Raw genomic sequence first — 19,806 nt, 5'->3', positions numbered from 1 at the left:
GTGAGGGCGGTGTTGGTGCTGTGCCTAGCTACGGCAAAGACTTTTTGGGTGTCCCCGCTTAGGCGGGGGGGGGGGGAGCCTATCCCTACGGCTGGTAAGGCGGGGGACACAGAAATACCCCGCCTACGCGGGGAAGAGCTCGCGCGGACTATCCCATTGACTATCCCAGGAAATACCCCCGCCTACGCGGGGAAGAGAGCACATCGCGGTCCTGTGCTGAGATTTCTTCGGAAATACCCCCGCCTACGCGGGGAAGAGAGCACATCGCGGTCCTGTGCTGAGATTTCTTCGGAAATACCCCCGCCTACGCGGGGAAGAGGAGACGACTGCGTGATTGAAGCGGGTCTTCGTGGAAATACCCCCGCCTACGCGGGGAAGAGCCGGGTTACCAACAACATGCCCCCACACCTTTGGAAATACCCCCTGGCCGCATGTTTGCCAACGCTCCCCAGAAGAATACAGAGGCAGCTTTAAGTGTTTCACCCGGGGTAACGACCCATGCAGCCACTATCGAAACCGACTACTTCTCAACGGTAGACGATGTGAAGGAACGAGAAGGTAAAACCGGCGCTACCTTCCTCGGTGTGGCCCAATACACCAACGGTATCTTCTACCGGACCATCAGCATCGATAGAGCCCAGCTCAAAGAGTCCTGGACTGGCTTCGGGCAGGAGAAGGCAGAGGGTAACCTCCGTGATCTTATTACCGCAATCATCTATGGCCTGCCCCGCGGTAAAGAAAACAGCACCGCCCCCTATATCCAGCCTGCCCTCGTTCTGGCCGAAGAACAGCAGTACCGTACTGCCTACGATTTTGAGACCCCTGTTCGCAACGCTCAGGAAGGTGGCTACCTGGCTCCTAGCATTGAACACCTAGCAAAGCAGTACAAGCAGGCGCGCAACTTCGACCCCGATAACTTTGGACCCCTTGAGGCGCTGACCGGCACCTATGAAGGTCTCAACGGTAAGTTTGGCACCCTTGAAGCGACCTCTCTCAAGGAATTTATCGATACCGTTGTCGAATGGATTCAGCAGTGAATGACTCTATTTACATCCGACTGGCTGGCCCCCTGCAGTCCTGGGCAGGGGCAGCCGTTACCGGCAACATTGTGAGGACAGAGGAAGTGCCCTCCCCTCGTAGCCTACGGGGCCTTCTGGCGGGTGCCTTAGGGTATAGGCGAGATGAAGTCCCTGAATGGTTGGAAAGTGTCCATTTCACCGTGCGGCAGGACCGCCGTGCAACATTTGTTGATGATTTTCACACTATTAACCAGCGCACAGGTGAAGAGAAGTTCCGCCGCCGTTTGCTTCTCGCTCAGGGGATGAAGGCCGGTAGCGCAAAAAACCTCGTATTTACCCCTGACGCTCAGGGAGGTACGTCCATTGTGAACCGCACTTACCTGGCCGATACTGAGTTTATTGTGAGGATTACTGCGGAAGGGCGTACGGAGGAAATTGACCGGGCCTTACGGAGCCCCAGGTTCTCAACTTACATGGGGCGTAAAGCCTTCCCGGCTGTCTTTCCCTTCTACTTGGGCGTAGGAAATTCTGAGCTGATCTACCAGCTCCCTGCGATTTCCTCCCACGGGGACCAGGGAAAAGCGCGGGTAACTATTCATGAGTTCGTGCAAAACCACCTCATGGCTCCCTCCGTTAAGGAGGTGCCTACGGTTCCTGACCGCCAGGCATGGCTCAAGGCTGTGGGACGGGATCTTAAACGTCGCAAAACGGTAACGACCTAACCCTGCTTTGTGGAGACGGTGTGCATCAGTGCGGTGCACACCGTCTTTGTGTCAGCTGGATTGAATTACTATTCTGCTCCCATCAGTGAATGCAGGGGGCTGATACTAAGCGGCCTGTGGCGGGCGGTCTTACCCAAAAACCGGTATCTGGAACCTCACCTTGACGAGTTGGTAATTGGTGCAAAAGTAACTTTTATAACGATATGGTATACATCGTTACCAAATCGTTATAAAATTATTCGGGTCCAATCAGCTTCCGAGGGAAGCATGGGAGCTCCGCTTAAGAAAGGCGGGCCGCCCAGCACGTAGCAGCAACCCGGCTGCGAAGATCTCCAGAAGAGACGAAAGGTACAACATTGCGTCGTTCACTCTCCGTAGGTGCGGTAGGTGTCATCATGTCAGGTGCTGTTTTTGCAGCAGCTAACGCAACCAACAATGAAGCCCCGCAGACCACCGTAGACAACGGTGCAGTAGTTACCACCCCCCAGCTCAAGGCATTCGACCTTGCCGACGAGACCAAAATTGGGCAGTGGGGTGTTCCCGAATACGTTGTGGCTCCCGAAAAGCCGGTTGAATCCACTCCCGCACTTGAAGAAGCACCCGTTATTGACGAGCAGGCTCCTACAGAGGCAGCACCTCTTGCAGAGGCTCCCGCTCTTGAAGAAGCAGCCGTCACTGTACAGTCAGAAACTGTAGAGGTTCTTGAGGACGCGCCCGCACCTGTAGAAGAAACACCTGTACCGACAGCAGAAGAGCCAGCCCCCGTTCAGTCGGCCGCACCTGTTGAGGTCGCAGCTCCCGTTCAGGAGCCCGCACCTGCCCCCACCCTTGCTGTGGCTACTAACCAGGCAAAACGTGATGCCGTTGTTGCGGCGGCTCTGGCAGCCGCATCTGTCAACGCGCAGACCGACTGCACCGCGCTGGCCACCAATTCCCTGAGGGCCGCTGGCATTAACTTCCACGGTTGGCCCATGGATTACATGTCACTGGGTACCGTGACCTCCAACCCCCAGCCCGGTGACCTGGTCATCTACGCCTCCAATGGCTTTGGCCAGCAACACATCGCTGTTTACATTGGTAACGGCCAGGCTGTTCACGGCGGCTGGAACGGTATGGGCACCAGCGTCTTCTCTGTGAACCTGCCCAACGCATCAGCACCCATTTTCGTGTCCCCCGCAGCTTACAACAGCTAATACTTACCGGCTACCGAGCCAATAAATAAGTCCTGATAAACCCCACCCTTCTAGGGTGGGGTTTATGCCTTGTGGGTGATGATGTGACTGCCTCCCCTAGAAGTGCGTAATAAAGGCGTAACAATAATTCTTTGACTTGTTGCCAGCGGGTATAGGCTCAATGGGCGTAAGATCAAGCTCCTCGAAAGGAAAACCAACCCATGAAGGCCCTCACCCGCCGTAGCGCTCTGTCACTGACCGGTGCATCTTTGGTGACGCTTGCCCTGTCTGCCTGCGGCTCATCCTCTCAGGCCAGCTCAACTGATGCAGGAGATAAACTCCAGGCCATCAAAGATTCCGGAACTCTCCGTGTCGGCCTAGAAGGTACCTACGCGCCCTGGAACTACCACAATGAATCCGGCCAGCTGGTCGGTATGGAAAAGGATCTTGCCGACCTCATCGCCGCCGATCTGGGTGTCAAAGCCGAATACATCGAAACCCAGTGGGATTCGCTGATTGCCGGTGTGGACTCCAACCGCTACGACCTTGTCATCAATAATGTCTCCCCCACGGAAGAACGCAAGCAGAAGTACGATTTTTCTACCCCCTACCTTGCTTCTGAGGGCAGGGTCGCTGTTCTGGAGAGTTCTTCCCTACAGAAGATTGAGGACCTCAAGGGCGCGACTGCCGCATCGAGTGAAACCTCCAACTTCCGCACCCTACTAGAGGCTGCAGGCGCAAAGATGACCATTGTGACCGGCTTCGACGAGGCCATTGAGCAGGTACTCACCGGCCGTGTAGATGCCGTAGGCAACGATGCCGTCACCTTCGCCTACTACAAGGAACAGCACCCCGATGCCCCTATTCGCCTGCTTGACGGGTTGCTGGGGGAGGCATCCCAGCCGGCTATCCTCATGCCCAAGGGCGCGCTCAGCCTCCAGAAAACCATCAACGACTCCATCACCAAGAACCTGGAAAATGGCAACCTTAAGGCTATCTACCAGAAGTATGTAGGTCTTGATCTCAGTCCTTCGGCTAAAGCCTAACCGGCCCGCCCGGAGAAAGATCTCTAGGACATCATGGACCGCTACCTAGAACTGTGGGCAGAATCTCTGCCCTCCCTCTTGCTGGCTACCGTGCAGGTAACAGTACCTCTTACCCTGGTTGCCTTTGTGCTTGCGCTGGTGCTAGGTCTGCTGGCGACAGCCGCCCGCAACCTGAGCCGGTATAACCCCCTCAACTGGTTGGCTACCGCCTTTGTCTGGTTCTTCCGGGGTACACCACTTTTGGTGCAGTTATTCCTGGTCTTCTACGGGCTACCCAGGCTGGGCATCACTCTTGATCCCTGGCCTGCTGCGGTTATTGCCTTGAGCCTGAATACCGGGGCCTATGTGGCTGAGACTTTCCGCTCGGCTTACGCTTCTATACCGCGTGGCCAGTTTGAGGCCGCCCGTACCCTGAATCTGACCCGCAAGCAGACCCTGCGCCACGTGGTGATACCTCAGGCTACCCGCATCGCCCTGCCGCCCCTGGGAAACGACCTGATTGATCTGGTTAAGGGAACCTCACTGGTGTCGGTCATTTCTATGGTTGACCTCTTTCAGTCCGGTAAGCAGGTCGCTGCCCGTACTTTTGAGCCCCTGGCTATGTACCTTGAAGTTGCTCTTATCTACCTGGTTATTTTTACCGTCCTGTCGATTGCCCAGCAGGCCCTCGAAAAGCGCACCAGCCGCTATCTAAGGAGCTCCCATGCTTAGTGTGCAGAACCTGACCAAGAGCTTTGGTGAGCAAACTGTCTTGAACGGGGTTTCCCTAGAGCTCACCAGTGGTGAGACCACGGTGATTCTGGGCCCCTCAGGCTCCGGTAAATCAACACTTTTGCGTTGTTTCAACCTGCTAGAGGTACCGGAGGCTGGTGTACTGGATCTTGCGGGGGATTCGGTTGATTTTTCCAGCAAATTGACCGATGAGCAGGTGCGGAGTATCCGCAAACACTCGGCTATGGTCTTTCAGAGTTTCAACCTTTTCCCGCACCTGACCGCTGTTCAGAACGTGGCTCTTGCCCCGGTCCTGAATGGGAAGGTAGGCAAGGGCGTTGCCCATCAGTATGCCGTGGAGCTCTTGGACAAGGTGGGGTTGGGAGATAAGGCTAGTTCTTACCCAGATAGTCTTTCCGGTGGTCAGCAGCAGCGGGTGGCTATTGCCCGCGCCCTGGCGGTGTCCCCGGACTACCTACTCTTTGACGAACCTACCAGTGCCCTTGACCCGGAGCTAGAAGCCGAGGTCATCCGGGTTCTGATTGATCTAGCGCGAGAGAAGCGCTCCCTGGTGGTGGTCACTCACAACATGGCTTTCGCCCGCCGGGTTGCGGACCGCATCATCTTTTTGGACGGAGGGAAGGTGCTCTATAACGGTGCGCCCGAGCCTTTCTTCCAATCCACCAATGAGCGTATCGCCCGCTTCTTGCAAATCTTTGAGATGACGGACTACCGCATCTAGCTATTTTCGTCACCTAGCGCCCTATTGGGTCTGACCCTGGCTGGTTATGCGAACCTGCACAGGCCGATATGGCTAGCCGCTGGGTGAGTGCGCTTGGGTTAGAGTAGCTTGCTAATGCGTCAGCAGGGCCTTGAGTAGGGCCACTACTAGACCGAGGCTGGCGAAGAGGATTCCACCAAGTAAGGTCCGGAAGCTGGCTGCTTGCTGCTGGTAGCGCGCTACTACAAACCCCATGGAGGCCAGCCGTAAGAGTAGCACTGTGACCGCTAGGAACCAGGCTGTGGGGGGAGCGAGAAAACCCCAGGAACCTAGGGCAATAAAGAGAGCCGGTAGTAGTGTCGAGCTCATGATGGGCACTGCGTTGCGTAAGGCTTTTATGATGTCTTGACCTGTGAGTGCCTTGCCGTGCAAGAGGCGGTGCTCCTGGCTTTCTGCTAGAAAGTGAGCCAGGTAGGTGGTGAGCCCGGTTGCTAGCAGAACGGTGAGTGTGTGGCCCTGAGCAATCTGACCGGGTTTGGTGAGGATGAGTGCCCCTAGGGCCAGGATATTGCCGTAAGTATAGGCCGAAACACGGTGGGCTACGTCTTGGGGTTTTAGTTTGCCCAGCTGGTCTATCTGTGATTTTTTCTGCATAGTTTAATACTAAGGTGATTTTCTGGCGGTACAGTTGGCTGCTGTTCCCCAGACCTAGCGAGCGGCCCATATCGGTGAGGGGGCAAAATGTTTGATCTAGTGCTGGGGCTTGTCCCTGCCAGGGATGAGCTTGAGGAGCTTTACTCTTCGGTGGGCTGGTCCGCCTACACTGAAAAGCCTGAGAATCTGGTGGCCATGTGCAGAGGGTCGCACTATCTGGCCTGCGCGCGTGACTTTTCTGGCCGGTTGATTGGCTTGGTGAGAACGGTCGGGGACGGCGTGACGATTACCTACATCCAGGATCTATTGGTGCACCCGGACGCCCAGGGGCAGGGCGTGGGTAGCTCTCTTCTCGATGCCGCCCTGGAGGCCGTTGGTGGGGTGCGTCAGGTTTATATTTCTACAGATGCCCATGAGGGTAACAAGCATGTTATTGACCTCTACCTTTCCCGTGGTTTTAGGCCCGTGGGTGACTATAACTGCCTGACCCTGGCCTCCTTTAAGTAAAAACCGCTAGATTTTCTTGGCTTTCATCAGGGGCTTGGCGCCTAAGAGTCAGGGTATTGAGCTGCATTTGCAGCCACAAAGGAGACCTGCGACACATAATGCATACAAAGCCGCCGGGGTGCTGTAGAGTCAGAGACGTGCCCACCGGTTGGTGTAGTAAGAATTTAGAATTTTGTTTTTAGTTTTGCGTTTCATCTCCTTGGGAAAAGAGAGGGCACACCTTAAGCGTTCGAGGTTTGGACGCATTTTCCAGAAGGAATAAAACACATGGCTACTGGCACTGTAAAATGGTTTAACGCTGAAAAAGGCTACGGATTCATCCAGCCCGACGACGGCTCAGCAGATCTTTTCGCTCACTTCTCAGCGATTAACTCAAACGGCTACCGCTCACTCGAAGAAGGCGACTCAGTTGCTTACGATCCCGAGCAGAGCGATCGCGGCATGCAGGCCGCGAACATCAACGTTCTCAGCTAAGCATTGCGCTAACTGATAAAGGGTTCGGCCCCCGTCCACTATGGACGGGGGCCGAACCCTTTATATCCCCAAAGTTTTTACGGCTTCCGGTAGCTGTTCAATGGTGGGATATCTTCACCCGGTATTTAGCTGTGGATAATCCCGTTAAGTGCTGGATTTAAGGTCTTGAGTTGGTAGGATGAATCAGAGTGAGTGATTCTTAAGATTTACTCACTACCGTAATATGACTATTCGCTGCAGATGAAAAGCCTGGTTCCAGCCAGGGGAGTTTGCAGGCTAAAGAAAGGTAGCACCTTTAATGTCTATCAAGATTGATTATGCGGCCATGGAAGCCGAAGCGGCCAACCTGCAGTCTGCAGCAACGGATTTTGAAGTATCGCTGTCCAACCTGCTTAACCGCATCAACAACCTGACTTCACCCGAGGGTGGCTTCTCCACTGAGGTATCCAGTGGTGCTTTCGGGACTAACTACCAGGACTTCAATACCAAGGCTCACCAGCTCATTCCTGCCCTGCAGGCTTTCCAGCAGGATCTCAAGAGCACTATTGAGCGCTTCAAGGCAGCTGACGGCGCCTAATATCTTAGCGGGATATAACCCCATATCAGCGCTTATATAAGATGTTTGCCAAGTTGGCGGAGATAAGGATGAACTTATCTTCGCCAACTTTGTCTGTAGTTTTACTTTTCTTCGCGCTTCGAGGGCACCTCACCTATGAATAGTTTTTTGCTTGTGCCTGCCCCCTTGTACAAGCGGGCTCTTGCCTACTTTGTTGATCTTTTGATTGTGGCAGCTCCTGCTGGGTACGCAATGTGCTTTGCTATCAGTTTTTTGTTTGAACCGTCCCCATTAGTGGGCTGGTTAACCTGTTCAGCTCTAGCGCTTATTGTTCTCGCCTACACCTTGATCCTTGCCGCGCAGAACGCATCTTCCGGGCAGACTGCGGGTAAGCGTTTGGTAGGTATCAGAACCCTTCGCGCTGAGTCACTTAGGCCGGGCGATTTTTCGGATGCTTATGCACGTGGTTTCTCTTTCTTGCTTGGGTTACTGGGGCTTGGTATCAGGCCCTTCCTGATGGCTTATAGGTTTAAGACCCAAGTTGAATCTGAGTCCTGGCCCCATAAAGCTGGTAATACTAGGGTTCTTGATGTGAGAGCTGGTAAAGACCCTCTGAATGTGGAGAAACGTTTTTTCCCTCTTTACCCTGAAGAGTGGTCTGGCAAGACTGCAACACCTGTGGAGCAGGTATTTCCACCTCGAGCTACGGGCCAGTCAGCAACCGCCGACATTTCCTCCGGGCAATCTGATTCTGGTGTGGCACGGGTGACTGTTTCAGACCACCTAGAAGTGGCTCGTAAAAGACGTCGGTCTGAGGGTTTTAGATCAGCTGGCCAGGGGCTTATAACCATTGGAGCAAGCTGTTTAACGGTTGCGGCGCTAGTCTTCGCTGCCAATGAACTTAACCCAGAGATGCCTAAACCCCAAGATCAACGAGAGGTCTTGGCGGCATCTCTGACGCAGAAGCTTCCTGTGGCTGGCTATAGCGGGCAGGGTTTTCCCGGTTATAAAGAAAAACCTGATTGGAGCGAGTCAGTAAGTCCCGATGCCAAAGTGTTCTCCACCGTGGCGAACGTTTTCTCTTTTGAAAGCCGTAGACTGACGGTCTTCTCGGTGGATACAGGTGAGCAAGTAGCTAACTTCCCACTTGACCAGGCTGTTGAGGTGTCTGCCCAGACAAGTTTTAGCGGCACCCCTGGAATTTACTGGTCAATCGGTGATACTGCTTTTGGTTGGAGCTCAGGTACGGGGGCAGATAAGCCTTTTAGCGCCAAAATTCCCGCTGGGGCACAGCCATATGCTGCGGGGAATGAGCTTCTCTTTGCGGCTGAGGACGAAAAGAACGGACAATACAAGGCCTGGCGTTTTAGCCCCGATGGTTTTCAAGAGATAAAGATTCCTTCGGGCTTCGTTCCGGGGTCTTTTTCCGGGCAAAATATGGTCAGCTATAGTCTGGGTGGAGAAATTAAGGTAACAGACAGTCAAGGCCAAGAAATTTCGGCCTATCCTCTTGCATCCCCCAAGGACTCTTTGCCTTTCGACAGTATCGTTTCTGTTGGACACCAAAGGATTGTGGCGACTTGGTCTCCTTACCCCGATAGTGTTGCTCCAACTACGCCGGTTACAGTGGCTTTTTACGATACCGAGTCGGGGAACCTCCTCTCCTATATTGAAACAACTCAGGAGCGTATCTCTGCATACCCAGATTTGTTATGGGGCCCCGATGGGCATTCCGCTCTTTATGCCGGCTACCTATTCGATGTCGAAAAAGGTAGAGCAGATGCTGATCTCATCGCGCAGGGTATTGAGCCGATCACCGTTATCGGTCAAGGTGCTCTGGGCAGCAGTAATCTAGGTAATGTTTACATGGAGCCTGACGAGGTACAGTCAATTTCAGGTATCACACCCTTGTTGGCTAACCAGGACATTGCCATAATCAGAACTCACAACAATAAGCTTGAAAAATACACCAAATAAAACACGCACTTGTAGAGGACAACATGAGAGCACAGAGGCCGAAGCAGCTGATATTTAACACTGGGACAGCTACGCTGGCACTTCTCCTGGCTTCAGGGATGCCAGCATCGAATGCTACGTCTCTTCCGGAGGCAACACCGTCTACTCTTTCGCATTCAGACTCACCGGCTGACCCCGCACCTGTCGCACCTACACTGAGTAAAACTGAGGTTGTCACACCGAGGGAGGTAGCTGAACCAGTTTTTGCAACTGACCCTGCAAAGCAGGATGCTTCTGTTGCCAATGATTCTCCGGGAGGTACTACCGAGACACCTGTGCCCTCAACGACGGTAGATAACCAACCTGCGAGCCCATCTGAAACTACCCCCTCGCCGAGTGCGAGCCCATCTGAAACTACCCCATCGCCGAGTGCGAGCCCATCTGAAACTACCCCATCGCCGAGTGCGAGCCCTACTGAAGCTCCCGCAGATCCTATTCACTTATTAGTTAAGGCTGATACATCCGAGCTTAAGCCTGGTGAGATTTATAAGGGGTCAGTAGAAGGCATCCCTGAAGGAACACACGTTAAAGCATCTCTAACTCCTGCCAAAGAACTTGAGACAGACCCCGTACAGTGCTCTGTTAGTGGGAAACCCCCTGCACAAGCTTTTGAGTGTCATGTTCCGGAGGACCAAAGGACCGGTAAGTACACCTTAGAAATTAGGCTTTTTGATGAGAAGGACCAACCGGTTCTTGCTGACGGTACCGAGATCCTTGATACCTCACAGAGTGTAGTCATTGCCGATGGCACAAGAGAATATAACCCTATGATTGTAGCCCGGTATCCGATTACTGCAGCTGGGTATGTCATGCCTATTGCGGGTGGCGGGTATGAGCCCAATTCTGAAGTTCAGGTGAGCGCTCTTGATGAAAACAACAACCCCATCCCGGGTATTACTTTTGCGACCTGGGCTGCAGAAAGCACACCTTCAGCCGGTGACCTTGATAATGCAGCAGGTACTCTCAAAGTCACCACCGATGCCGATGGCTTCTTCAGCGCCTACCTCATTACTAGCCCATACATGTCGAGCGCTAGCGTAAACCTTGTTGCGCAGGATGAGCAGACTCAGGTTTCAGCGTCAGACCGGCTCGGTATTTTGGGCGAATCTGTGGCTAGGCTGGGTACCTCTGTAGGCAGTATTGTTGCTGGGGAAGATGTCACTGTTGAGATTTCAGGTGACCAGTTTGCTCCATCGTATAAGGATTACCCCGTGACCCTGCAACTTGTTCGTGGTGGGGAAGTCATTACAAGCCAAGATATTGAACTGTCACGTCCCACCGGCGATAGCCTATGGAGCTCATTCCAAAAAGTGACTCTGGAGCAGACTGCTTCTCTTGAGGTAGGGGAGTACTCACTTCAGGCTATTGTGCCTACCCAAGATAATATTCCGGTAGATTTTCAGGGCCGGTTGTTGGCCTCGAAGGCATTCAGCGTGGTGCCTGCTAAGACTCAGCCCCCAGTTATCACTGACCCAACTCTTCCCGCAGAACCGGTCCCGGGTGACCCCGCAGAACCGGTCCCGGGTGACCCCGTAGAACCTGATTTGCCTGCCGAACCTGATCCGGCAGAAACGGCAGAGCCCACAAGGGAAGCTGAAGAGAAACCGCTTCCTGACCCTTCGGAGGATGCAGAAACTGTTCCTGCCCCCAGCATCGTACCCGCTGAAGCGCAGGTGAGACCTGTTATCGAGCAGGAGAAAGAACCTGAGCCCACGGAGACTCCCATCGACCAGAACCCCACATGGATTCAGACCAGCTCAATTAAAGCTGAAGACCCGCGCGTCGCACAGGAACCGAACAAGCAACTCAAATCAAGTGTTCTAAACGCTCAGGGAACCAAGAATGTTGAAGGTCGGATTAACCCTCGGTCAGGTGTAGCCGCCCCAGAGGGGACTAATACCGCGGAGGGTGCAACTGCGGTGGTGAACCTGAACAAGTCGGCCCCTAAGTGGCCTGTGCTACTGCTCATTCTTGTAGCACTCGGCGTTGGGGCTTTCACTGGCGTATCCATCGCAAAAACTGCTAAAGCAACTGATAGTAAGAGATAATGACATCGATCCGTCTCTCCATGGAAAACGCTCAATCCGCAGTCTCACACCTGGTCGTTGACGCGGACCCTCAGTCACCTATTAGTTCAGTCGCGTCAGCCATTGAAACGACGGTGGGTGAGCCTGTTCCCCTCTTGGCCGAGAAGAGGGGAACATGGGGCGAACTTGAACTTACTGAGGGCGTAGTGCTAGGTGCTAAAGCCTTGGAAAGTAGCTCCCTAGAGGAGTCCCTTAAGGTTTCACCCTTCTTCTTGATTGAGCAGGTGAGTGGCCCTGGCGCGGGTACTATTCGCTCCTTGGCACCTGGGAAATACACTTTGGGCGCTGATCCCTGTTGCTCTATCGTTTTAGAAGGTGCTGGTCTTCCTCAAACAGCTGCTTTGCTCAGCTTCAATGAAGCCGGTCAGTGCACTGTTGAAAATACTACTGAGGAATCGGCTCTGCAACTTGAGGGGCAACTTGTCACAGAACCTCAAGAGTGGCTTCAGGGCCATTCCCTGCGGGTTGGTGGGTATGTTTTTGAGCTTCTTACGGAGGCTCCTTTGGTCGCTTCGGTAACACCCTCGGAGAGATTTGGGTTGCTGGATTTTAACCGGCCTCCCAGACTGATGCCGAAAGATCGTGCAAAGGAGTTCAAATATCCGAGTGAACCCGAGATGGGTTCGCGTGGTGCCCTGCCGATTATTGCTATGTTGGCTCCCCTGTTGCTTGCTATAGTCATGGCTACTGTCATGAAGCGACCTTACTTCCTTATTTTTGGGTTTATGTCACCTGTGATGATGCTGGTGAGTTACCTGAGTAACCGTAAGAACGGTAAGGTGACCCACCGAGAAAAGAAAGCAAAATACCGTAAGGTGAGAGCGCAGATTGACGGGGATCTTCACCAGGCCGTCGTGGATTTTGCGAATGAGCAGCGTTTGTATAGTCCGGATCCTGCAACAGCCGGGCTCATTGCGAGTCTGCCCAGCCCCAGACTGTGGGAGCGTCGAAGAAGCGACCCCGACCATCTGAATATTCGCCTGGGTGTATCTGAAGTTGAGTCCGATGTGAGTATCTACCGGCCTGAAGAGGTCGATCACCGTCGTAATCAGCTGATGAAAGCTCAGGAAGTCCCGGTAACAGTTTCTCTTAAACAGTTTGGGGTTATCGGATTTTGCGGTGAGAAGACCGTGGTTCACCGAAACGTTGCCTGGGCGATTGCGCAATTAGCTGTATCTCAGAGCCCACGAGATCTTGGAGTTGTCGTGCTTACTGATGGGGCTTCTGCTCGGGAGTGGGAGTGGGTGAGGTGGCTTCCTCACGCAGCAAGTTCTAAGGGTTCTATCGCTACTATCGGTAATGACACCCGTACAGTGGGACAGCGCCTTAATGAGCTGTCCCAGATGATTGAGCAACGGCAGGAACAGGGAACTGAGAAGGACACCGATATCTTTCGCTCTATTGTCGTGGTCTTCGACGGTGCCCGGAAACTCCGTCAATGGCCGGGTGCTTCACGAGTGCTGGCCGAAGGCCCCTCTGTGGGCATTTATTCTTTATGTATCGACAGCGAAGAACGATTCCTACCTGAAGAGTCACGGGCTGTTGTAACTGAGGCGGGTGGGGACTGGACCCTCAAACGGGACCGCGAGAACTCTCTCGGGCATATTACCCCTGATCTGCCTGAATGGGATTGGTTTGAAGGTATTGCCCGCCCGATGGCTCCTCTGCGAGATGCTACAGATGAGGACGATTCCGCGATTCCTACCAGTGCTCGTTTCTTGGATACCGTCATGATGCAGGACCCTGAGCCGGAACTCGTTATGCAACGGTGGGCACTTTCGCCTCGTTCCACGTCCGCTGTTATCGGTGAGTCCTTTGATGGGGCTTTTGAGATTGATATGAGGAAAGACGGCCCTCACGCTCTCATCGCGGGTACAACGGGCTCTGGTAAGTCGGAGCTCTTGCAGACCCTGATTGCATCGCTGGCTTTGCGTAACCGACCCGATGAGCTGTCTTTTGTGCTGATTGATTATAAGGGCGGTGCGGCGTTCAAGGATTTCGTTAATCTGCCACACACGGTTGGTATTGTTACTGACTTGGATAATCACCTGGTGCAGAGAGCTATGGACTCCTTGGCAGCCGAACTGCGCCGCCGTGAGCATCTGCTGGCTACCGTGGGCGCTAAAGATATTGAGGATTTTACCTCTGCCCGTGAGCGCGGTGAGACAGAGCTCTTGATGCCTCGCCTTGTCTTGGTGATTGATGAGTTTGCTGCTCTAAAAGCTGAGCTCCCTGACTTTGTGGCGGGTATCGTCAATATTGCTCAGCGTGGTCGCTCGTTGGGTATTCACCTGGTGATGGCGACCCAGCGCCCACAGGGTGCTATTACAGCCGATATTCTGGCTAACACTAACTTGCGTATTGCCTTGCGTATGGCTGATTCGGTGGAGAGCAAGGACGTCATTGGTACTGCTGATGCGGCTGAGATTTCTACCTCTACTCCCGGGCGTGCCTATGTGAAGTCCGGGTCAAGCCCCCTCTTGCCCTTCCAGTCTTCGCGTATTGGTGGTGCTCGGGTTGAGAGCACTGTGCAGGATATTCCTGACCCGGTGGTGCATGTGGTTCCTTGGCCTCAGGTAGGGTATGCCCTCCCGGTTCCTCCTAAACAGAAGCAGACCGAATCTGCTGTGACTGACTTGCAGGTGCTGGTTGGGGCGATGGAGCAGGCGGCTGAACAGCTCAAGATCCCTGCGCAGCCTAGCCCCTGGCTACCGTCTATGGGTGATGACGTGGTTCTTACCGATATTGTGGCCCAGGTGCCTTCTGATGCAGGGAGCGACATCCCTAAAATTCCTTTCGCCCTTCAAGATTTCCCTGCAGACCAGAGCCAGAGGCCTCTCTGCCTGGACTTCGAGGATTTTTCGCACCTGTTTATTGTTGGCTCACCGCGTACCGGTCGAACCCAGGCGCTACGAACTATTGCCGGTGCAATAGGTCAGAACAGCTCTCCTCGTGATATTCACCTGTACGGTGTTGATTTTGGAAACGGTGGTTTGCGCGGTATTTTGCAGCTTCCTCACTGCAATACGGTGATTTCTCGAACGCAAGGGACTTTGCTGACACGTTTTATTAATCGGATGGAAACCGAGATTAACCGCCGTCGTACGGTTCTTTCTCAAGCGGGTTTCACCTCTGTCGCCGAACAGCGTAGGAACTCTCCCGAGGACCAGAAGCTTGCGCATATTGTCATTTTGTTTGACCAGTGGGAGGGGTTCCTGAACGGTATTGGTGATAACTGCCAGAGTGGCGTGGGCCAGTCTGTCCTGGCTATTTTGCGCGAGGGCGCTTCGGCCGGGGTTCACCTGATTATTACCGGTGATCGTTCCCTGCTCTCAAGCCGCACAAACACTTTGGTTGAGCATAAGTTGATGCTTCGACTGGCTGACCGTACGGACTACACTATGGCGGGCTTGTCCCCTCGTGAGCTGCCCGAGAAAATAGGCCCGGGGCGGGCTTTTGCTTCTGGTACTTCGCGGGAAACCCAGATCGCTCTGCTCAATGCAGACACCTCATCGCAAGCCCAGGTCAAGGCGCTGGGTGCTATTGGTGAGCACGCTACTCAGCGTCATAGCGATATTCCGGAGTCGCAGCTTCCGCTGGCTCTGCGGGATCTGGCCGCTAAGGTGACCTACAGTAGCATGGTTGCGGCCGGTGCGTCGGCGCTCCCGTGGAAACCTCTGCTAGGTATCGGTGGCGACGAGGTACTTCCGGTTCCCGTTGATTTGGTTGAAATCCCCACCTTCGTGATTGGTGGTGCGAGCAGGAGCGGTAAATCTACCGGGCTTAGGACGCTGGCCCAATCATCGTTGGACGCTGGTGTGCAGGTTGTCCTGTTGACTCCTCTCCGTTCTCCTGTACGTGACCTTGCGGGGCATGAGAATGTTGTGGCGCATTATGCGGGTGCCGATATTACAGCCGAATCCGTTCGTGAAGTGTTGAAGATGCGAGACATCCTACTGGTGATTGACGATGCTTCTGCTATCTCTGACTTCACGGTTATTGATGAGCTGAAGAAGATTGGTTCTGCCCTGAACAGCCAGGGGGTTCGTGTGGTGGCGGCTGACGGCCTTGACGAGCTAGACCGTGTTGGCGCTATGTCGTGGATGAATGAGCTGGTTAAGCGCCGCCACGGTGCCGTTCTTAACCCCGCGTCTATTTTTAGCGGTAAACCCGTAGGGCTGTCCTTAACCCAGGAAATTTTGGCGCAACCCCGCCCTGTGGGCCGGGCTTTAGTAAATCTTGGTGATGGCCGGATAACAAGTGTGCAGATTGCGTGTGAAGGATAAGTAGGAATGAAGAAAATAGCTCTTGTATGTATGTCTAGTGTGGCAGTTCCCCTGTTGCTTGTTGGCTGTTCTAATGCCTCTCAGGAGGCATCTGCTACGGATGTTGAGCAGGCCGCTGTTGTCGCTGTGAGGGGAACTTACCAGAAGGAGTCCCAGGTGGACTGCGGGGATAAGACCTTGCAGGTTGAGGCTGGGGCGAGCGTAGATTGCACGATTACTTTGGCGGGTGAGTCGGTTAGCCGTTCAGCATCGGTGCAGGTTGCCTCCCTCACGGATGAAGGCTACACCGTGGATGTGACTATTACGCCTGAAATCGAGGAGCCTTTGAGCGATATTTCTGCCGATGAGGTGCGGTCACAGGCGTTGCAGGCTTTGACGAATGAGGCTCAGGTTGAGCCGGCTGTGAATTGTTTGCAGGGACTGGAACGTGTTGTGGGGGCGAGCGTGACCTGCTCGGCCCGGTTTACCGGTGAAGATCAGGCCCGCTCTGCTCAGGTAACGGTGAAGAGCGTTACTGCCGATGGCAAGGCAGAGCTGGGGACGACTCTTAGCCCCAGCATTAAGGAAAAAGCGCTTTCGGATTCTCGTGATTCTGTGGCTACAGTTGTTGCCTCAGCTTTGGAGGGGCAGCTGGGAGCAAAACCTGATGTTTCGTGCGGTGATGGCTACGTTGAGGTTAAGGACGGTTCTGCTCTTACCTGTAGCGTTACTTCAGCTTCGGGTCAGGTTCTGGGGGATGCCCAGGTTAAGCTCCGTGATGTTTCTGGCGGTGCCTACGGTGTTGATGTCGCCTTGGAGCAGGCTACCTCGTAGGGGGAACGTGGAAGGAAGGATGAATCTCTGATGGCAGATATTAGGTTAAGTTATGAGCTATTGCAGGACCTCATCGATACCTTTAGGGAGGTTAAGGATTCTTTCACTACATATGCGTCAAGTACATCCGGCTCGATTGCAAGCGATGACCCGGTAGCCCATCACCATTCCGATGCTGTGATGGGCCAAGAAGATCAACTGTTGACGGCTACGGTGACGGCTTTGGGCAACGCCCAGGAGGGCGCTCAATCTGTTTACGATGATTTTAAGACTGCTGATGGTGCTGGGGGGAGTAAATAATGGTTGGTGTACGTCCTTTTGATTGGTCTCCGCTGACTGGCGGGGATCCTTGCCCTGGTAGCCCGGAAGCTTATGCTTCTGTAGCGGAGCACTGGGGAACTCGTGCCGGTGATGCTACGGTTGCTGCGGGCAAACTGGGTACTATCGTAACGAATGATGCGGAGTCTTTGCGGGTCTGGCGTATTGAAAAGGTCGCTTCTGAGGGGAAAGCTGTCTTGGAGGAGATGTCCAGGACGTTTACCACCGCCCAGGAACTCCTTCTGGGGTGGAAACAGGACTTAGAGGGGATGCAGGAGAGAGCTGATGAGGCTTTGCGTAAGGCCAAGGCTGCTGAGCAACTGGCTGTTGACGCTAGGCAGGAGATCGGTGCGCTGGGAGCTTTTGCTGCGCAGGTAAAGGAGAATGAGGAGCCTAATATAGCTCGGAAAATTTTTCTGGAGGAGGAGCTTTCGGCGGCTCGTACCCGTATTGCAGAAGCTCAACGGGTAGTTGATGAGGTCCGCTCGGAGTACGGGACTAAGTCCGCAGATGCGGTCGCTAAGTATCAGTTGGCTGTTGCGGGTTTGTGGTCTGTGGACGCTGGCTCTGCGGGTGGTGGGCTCTTTGGGTCTTCTATGCAAAGTATTAGGGATATTTTGGTGGGTGGGCTTTCAGAGCAGCAGATGCGTGATTTGGAGCAAGCTGCGGCTCATGCTGGTGACGGTCCTGCCGAGTACGAAGCCTACTTGAAGCTGCTCAGTGACTTGGATGCCCGGTCTCTTGAAGAGTTCTTTGGGACGCACCCTGATCTTGCCCGGAACCCCTTAGCAAGTACAGGGGATGTTGTGTGGGAGACAACCTATACCCGTCAGTGGTGGGAGAATCTTCCAGATAACTTTAAGGAAGCTTTGACTACTTATGCGCCTGGCCTGGTGAGCAATTTGAACGGGGTCTCCTATAAGGAGCGTGATAAGGCGAGCCGCAAGTTGATTGATGATTTGTTGGCTGACCCCGATATTTCTCAGGAGCATAAGGATGACTTGCAGGAGATCAAAAAGGCTGCAGAAGGCAAAAAAGGCGAGGAAAGGTATATCCTCTTCCTGGATATTTCCCATATGGGGGATAAGGACGGTACAAGGGAGAACGACTTTTTGACTGCAATCGCGGTGGGGGATGTGGACGAGGCTACCTCCACCACGGTCATGGTACCCGGTATGGATAATAACGTGGGCCGTAGTATCAACAGCTTGGTCATTAATGCTCGAGATATGTATGTGACTCAGGATGGTATAAAGAAAAAGGATGAGAGGGTTGCTGTTATTGCCTATCTGGGCTATGACACCCCGGACCTTGGGGCCACTGCGGATCATTACATGAAGAATTCGAATCGGTACCCGGACCAGTCGTGGGGTGCCGCTCCTTATATGGATTATTCGTCTGTGCCTTTTACCGAGAGAGACACCCCGGACTACCCCGAGCAGAGCGTATTGTCTGGGGACCTGGCTCGAAAGGGTGGGCAACAGTTAGCTGACTTTTATGATGCCCTGAACGTTACTAAGTCAAGTAACCGGGACATCTCGGCCTTTGGGCTTGCTACCACGGATGAATACAATGACCCCCATATCTCGCTGAACGCCCATTCCTACGGGACAACGACTACGGCCGAGGCCCTGAGCCTTTCGCAGACCGCTGTCAATAATGTGGGTTTCTACGGGTCAGCAGGGCCAATGCAAGAGGCTGTCGATGCGGCTAATGCTGGGCTTTGGCGCATAGAGCGGAATCAGAATAACCAGCAAGAGCTCTGGTATGTTCACTCACCTGATGACCTGTTAGCCCCAGCGGGTGCTTCTGCAGCCGGACGACCGTTACCGGGGGAGATCACATTTGCCCAAGAGCTGCAAGATATAGCGGTAATCGACAGCAATGGGACCTACTACGAAGATGTTGATTATCACCCCGTAAGTACCTCGGGCTCTCAGCAGGGCTACTGGTCACCGGGTGCTTACACCCAGTACCAGGGGGCTCAACATTCGCTGGGTAGCCACGGTAACCCGTCAGGTGCCCGCTACCTTAAAGCCGTTTACTATGTAGAGGAACCGCGCACCGGTACCAAGGTTCAATTCACTATTACCTCTGAAATGTGGAACAGCGCCTCGCCGGAGAAGAAAGAGAAATGGCTCAATATTCTCTTGCAGCAGCAGGGGATGACCAGGGAAGAGTTTGACGCAGGCAAAAACAAATAAACTCCGCAGTGCAAACGGATAAGGTGCGCTTGTGCCTCAGCGGAGTAATGATTATAGGCTCTGGAGTGAGGGCTGAATAGTAGAAAGGAAGTCTGGCTATGCGATGGTGTAGGTTGGGTGCTTTGGTAGCAGTTGGTGCTTTGGTGGTGGGGTGTTCTTCGGGGCCGCGTGCGGTGTCGGCTCAGGAGCAGGCTGCTATTGAGGATGAGTTTTGGGTTCTCTTGCCTCAGGTGGTGGAGGATACGGGGTTGGAGCCGTCCTTGTTTGCCTATGGTAATGGGGATGTTTATGACACGCAGGAGGTCGCTGACCGGGCTTTTGACGCTAAGGATGCGTGTGATTCGAGTGGGGATGGGACCCTATATCAGATGTTTGTTGCTTTGGATACTTTTGATCAGGAGGAAGATAAGGCTGATCGTCCTGCTTCGGAGTACACTGCGAGGTCTGAGCGGATGCGGGCTTTGTGGGAGTCTCGTGGGTTTGAGGTGAAGAATGTTGGG

The 19,806-nt window shown here is 53.9% G+C and carries 17 protein-coding genes; 16 read left to right on the top strand and 1 reads right to left on the bottom strand.

Annotated elements, in window-relative coordinates; translation table 11 throughout:
• Window positions 1-431 precede the first annotated feature (431 nt).
• The 6 genes from ACN082_RS07615 to ACN082_RS07590 all read left to right on the top strand — a co-directional run bounded on the left by ACN082_RS07615 (window position 432) and on the right by ACN082_RS07590 (window position 5,412).
• Window positions 432-1,037 carry a type I-E CRISPR-associated protein Cas7/Cse4/CasC gene (locus ACN082_RS07615; RefSeq protein ID WP_419100262.1) on the top strand — a complete coding sequence of 202 codons (606 nt, stop codon included), beginning with the start codon at window positions 432-434 and terminating at the stop codon, window positions 1,035-1,037.
• Window positions 1,034-1,741 carry a type I-E CRISPR-associated protein Cas5/CasD gene (gene cas5e / locus ACN082_RS07610; RefSeq protein WP_419100261.1) on the top strand — a complete coding sequence of 236 codons (708 nt, stop codon included), beginning with the start codon at window positions 1,034-1,036 and terminating at the stop codon, window positions 1,739-1,741. The genes ACN082_RS07615 and cas5e overlap by 4 nt, the downstream gene beginning before the upstream one ends.
• 356 nt (window positions 1,742-2,097) lie before the next feature.
• The gene (locus tag ACN082_RS07605) at window positions 2,098-2,934 is read left to right on the top strand and encodes an NlpC/P60 family protein (protein ID WP_419100260.1); all 837 of its coding nucleotides are present in this window, start codon (window positions 2,098-2,100) and stop codon (window positions 2,932-2,934) included.
• Between the two features lie 200 nt (window positions 2,935-3,134).
• Window positions 3,135-3,959, top strand: coding sequence for a transporter substrate-binding domain-containing protein (locus ACN082_RS07600; protein ID WP_419100259.1), 825 nt, complete (start codon window positions 3,135-3,137; stop codon window positions 3,957-3,959).
• Between the two features lie 33 nt (window positions 3,960-3,992).
• The gene (locus ACN082_RS07595) at window positions 3,993-4,670 is read left to right on the top strand and encodes an amino acid ABC transporter permease (RefSeq protein ID WP_419100258.1); all 678 of its coding nucleotides are present in this window, start codon (window positions 3,993-3,995) and stop codon (window positions 4,668-4,670) included.
• Window positions 4,663-5,412, top strand: a complete 750-nt coding sequence (locus ACN082_RS07590) for an amino acid ABC transporter ATP-binding protein (RefSeq protein WP_419100257.1) — start codon at window positions 4,663-4,665, stop codon at window positions 5,410-5,412. Before ACN082_RS07595 ends, ACN082_RS07590 begins: the two co-directional genes overlap by 8 nt.
• A 111-nt stretch (window positions 5,413-5,523) precedes the next feature.
• Here the strand turns inward: ACN082_RS07590 and ACN082_RS07585 are convergent, their stop codons facing one another.
• Window positions 5,524-6,045: a hypothetical protein gene (locus ACN082_RS07585; RefSeq protein WP_419100256.1), complete on the bottom strand. Its 522-nt coding sequence runs from the start codon at window positions 6,043-6,045 to the stop codon at window positions 5,524-5,526.
• 87 nt (window positions 6,046-6,132) lie between these two features.
• On the opposite strand from ACN082_RS07585, the gene ACN082_RS07580 reads away from it, so the two are divergent.
• The 10 genes from ACN082_RS07580 to ACN082_RS07535 all read left to right on the top strand — a co-directional run.
• The gene (locus ACN082_RS07580) at window positions 6,133-6,552 is read left to right on the top strand and encodes a GNAT family N-acetyltransferase (RefSeq protein ID WP_419100255.1); all 420 of its coding nucleotides are present in this window, start codon (window positions 6,133-6,135) and stop codon (window positions 6,550-6,552) included.
• A 267-nt stretch (window positions 6,553-6,819) separates the two neighbouring features.
• A complete protein-coding gene (locus ACN082_RS07575; RefSeq protein ID WP_419100254.1) occupies window positions 6,820-7,026 on the top strand; it encodes a cold-shock protein in 207 nt (68 codons plus the stop codon).
• A 298-nt stretch (window positions 7,027-7,324) separates the two neighbouring features.
• Window positions 7,325-7,603: a WXG100 family type VII secretion target gene (locus ACN082_RS07570; protein WP_419100253.1), complete on the top strand. Its 279-nt coding sequence runs from the start codon at window positions 7,325-7,327 to the stop codon at window positions 7,601-7,603.
• Between the two features lie 135 nt (window positions 7,604-7,738).
• Window positions 7,739-9,559 (top strand): RDD family protein, encoded by a 1,821-nt coding sequence (locus ACN082_RS07565; RefSeq protein ID WP_419100252.1) that lies wholly within the window; start codon window positions 7,739-7,741, stop codon window positions 9,557-9,559.
• An 806-nt stretch (window positions 9,560-10,365) separates the two neighbouring features.
• Window positions 10,366-11,646: a hypothetical protein gene (locus ACN082_RS07560; protein WP_419100251.1), complete on the top strand. Its 1,281-nt coding sequence runs from the start codon at window positions 10,366-10,368 to the stop codon at window positions 11,644-11,646.
• Window positions 11,646-15,971, top strand: a complete 4,326-nt coding sequence (locus tag ACN082_RS07555; protein ID WP_419100250.1) for an FtsK/SpoIIIE domain-containing protein — start codon at window positions 11,646-11,648, stop codon at window positions 15,969-15,971. Before ACN082_RS07560 ends, ACN082_RS07555 begins: the two co-directional genes overlap by 1 nt.
• Before the next feature lie 30 nt (window positions 15,972-16,001).
• Window positions 16,002-16,784 (top strand): hypothetical protein, encoded by a 783-nt coding sequence (locus tag ACN082_RS07550; RefSeq protein WP_419100249.1) that lies wholly within the window; start codon window positions 16,002-16,004, stop codon window positions 16,782-16,784.
• A 30-nt stretch (window positions 16,785-16,814) separates the two neighbouring features.
• Entirely contained in the window at window positions 16,815-17,084 is a 270-nt protein-coding gene (locus tag ACN082_RS07545; protein WP_419100248.1) for a hypothetical protein, read from the top strand.
• Complete coding sequence (locus ACN082_RS07540) at window positions 17,084-19,306, top strand: alpha/beta hydrolase (RefSeq protein WP_419100247.1); 2,223 nt, start codon at window positions 17,084-17,086, stop codon at window positions 19,304-19,306. Before ACN082_RS07545 ends, ACN082_RS07540 begins: the two co-directional genes overlap by 1 nt.
• A gap of 98 nt (window positions 19,307-19,404) precedes the next feature.
• Window positions 19,405-19,806 (top strand): hypothetical protein (locus tag ACN082_RS07535; protein WP_419100246.1); only part of this gene is annotated, 402 nt, incomplete at its 3' end.

Origin of the sequence: Rothia sp. CCM 9417 (assembly GCF_048513575.1) — a bacterium.
Taxonomy (GTDB): domain Bacteria; phylum Actinomycetota; class Actinomycetes; order Actinomycetales; family Micrococcaceae; genus Rothia.
This window is presented reverse-complemented; position numbering and strand designations above follow the sequence as displayed.

What these genes read in the sequence shown, in the direction of transcription:
- ACN082_RS07565 (WP_419100252.1), top strand. Translation starts at nt 7,739, where the DNA reads ATGAATAGTTTTTTGCTTGTGCCTGCCCCCTTGTACAAGCGGGCTCTT.
- ACN082_RS07545 (WP_419100248.1), top strand. Translation starts at nt 16,815, where the DNA reads ATGGCAGATATTAGGTTAAGTTATGAGCTATTGCAGGACCTCATCGAT.
- ACN082_RS07600 (WP_419100259.1), top strand. Translation starts at nt 3,135, where the DNA reads ATGAAGGCCCTCACCCGCCGTAGCGCTCTGTCACTGACCGGTGCATCT.
- ACN082_RS07540 (WP_419100247.1), top strand. Translation starts at nt 17,084, where the DNA reads ATGGTTGGTGTACGTCCTTTTGATTGGTCTCCGCTGACTGGCGGGGAT.
- ACN082_RS07555 (WP_419100250.1), top strand. Translation starts at nt 11,646, where the DNA reads ATGACATCGATCCGTCTCTCCATGGAAAACGCTCAATCCGCAGTCTCA.
- ACN082_RS07615 (WP_419100262.1), top strand. Translation starts at nt 432, where the DNA reads ATGTTTGCCAACGCTCCCCAGAAGAATACAGAGGCAGCTTTAAGTGTT.
- ACN082_RS07590 (WP_419100257.1), top strand. Translation starts at nt 4,663, where the DNA reads ATGCTTAGTGTGCAGAACCTGACCAAGAGCTTTGGTGAGCAAACTGTC.
- ACN082_RS07595 (WP_419100258.1), top strand. Translation starts at nt 3,993, where the DNA reads ATGGACCGCTACCTAGAACTGTGGGCAGAATCTCTGCCCTCCCTCTTG.
- ACN082_RS07570 (WP_419100253.1), top strand. Translation starts at nt 7,325, where the DNA reads ATGTCTATCAAGATTGATTATGCGGCCATGGAAGCCGAAGCGGCCAAC.
- ACN082_RS07575 (WP_419100254.1), top strand. Translation starts at nt 6,820, where the DNA reads ATGGCTACTGGCACTGTAAAATGGTTTAACGCTGAAAAAGGCTACGGA.
- ACN082_RS07580 (WP_419100255.1), top strand. Translation starts at nt 6,133, where the DNA reads ATGTTTGATCTAGTGCTGGGGCTTGTCCCTGCCAGGGATGAGCTTGAG.
- ACN082_RS07560 (WP_419100251.1), top strand. Translation starts at nt 10,366, where the DNA reads ATGATTGTAGCCCGGTATCCGATTACTGCAGCTGGGTATGTCATGCCT.
- ACN082_RS07585 (WP_419100256.1), bottom strand. Translation starts at nt 6,045, where the DNA reads ATGCAGAAAAAATCACAGATAGACCAGCTGGGCAAACTAAAACCCCAA.
- ACN082_RS07550 (WP_419100249.1), top strand. Translation starts at nt 16,002, where the DNA reads ATGTCTAGTGTGGCAGTTCCCCTGTTGCTTGTTGGCTGTTCTAATGCC.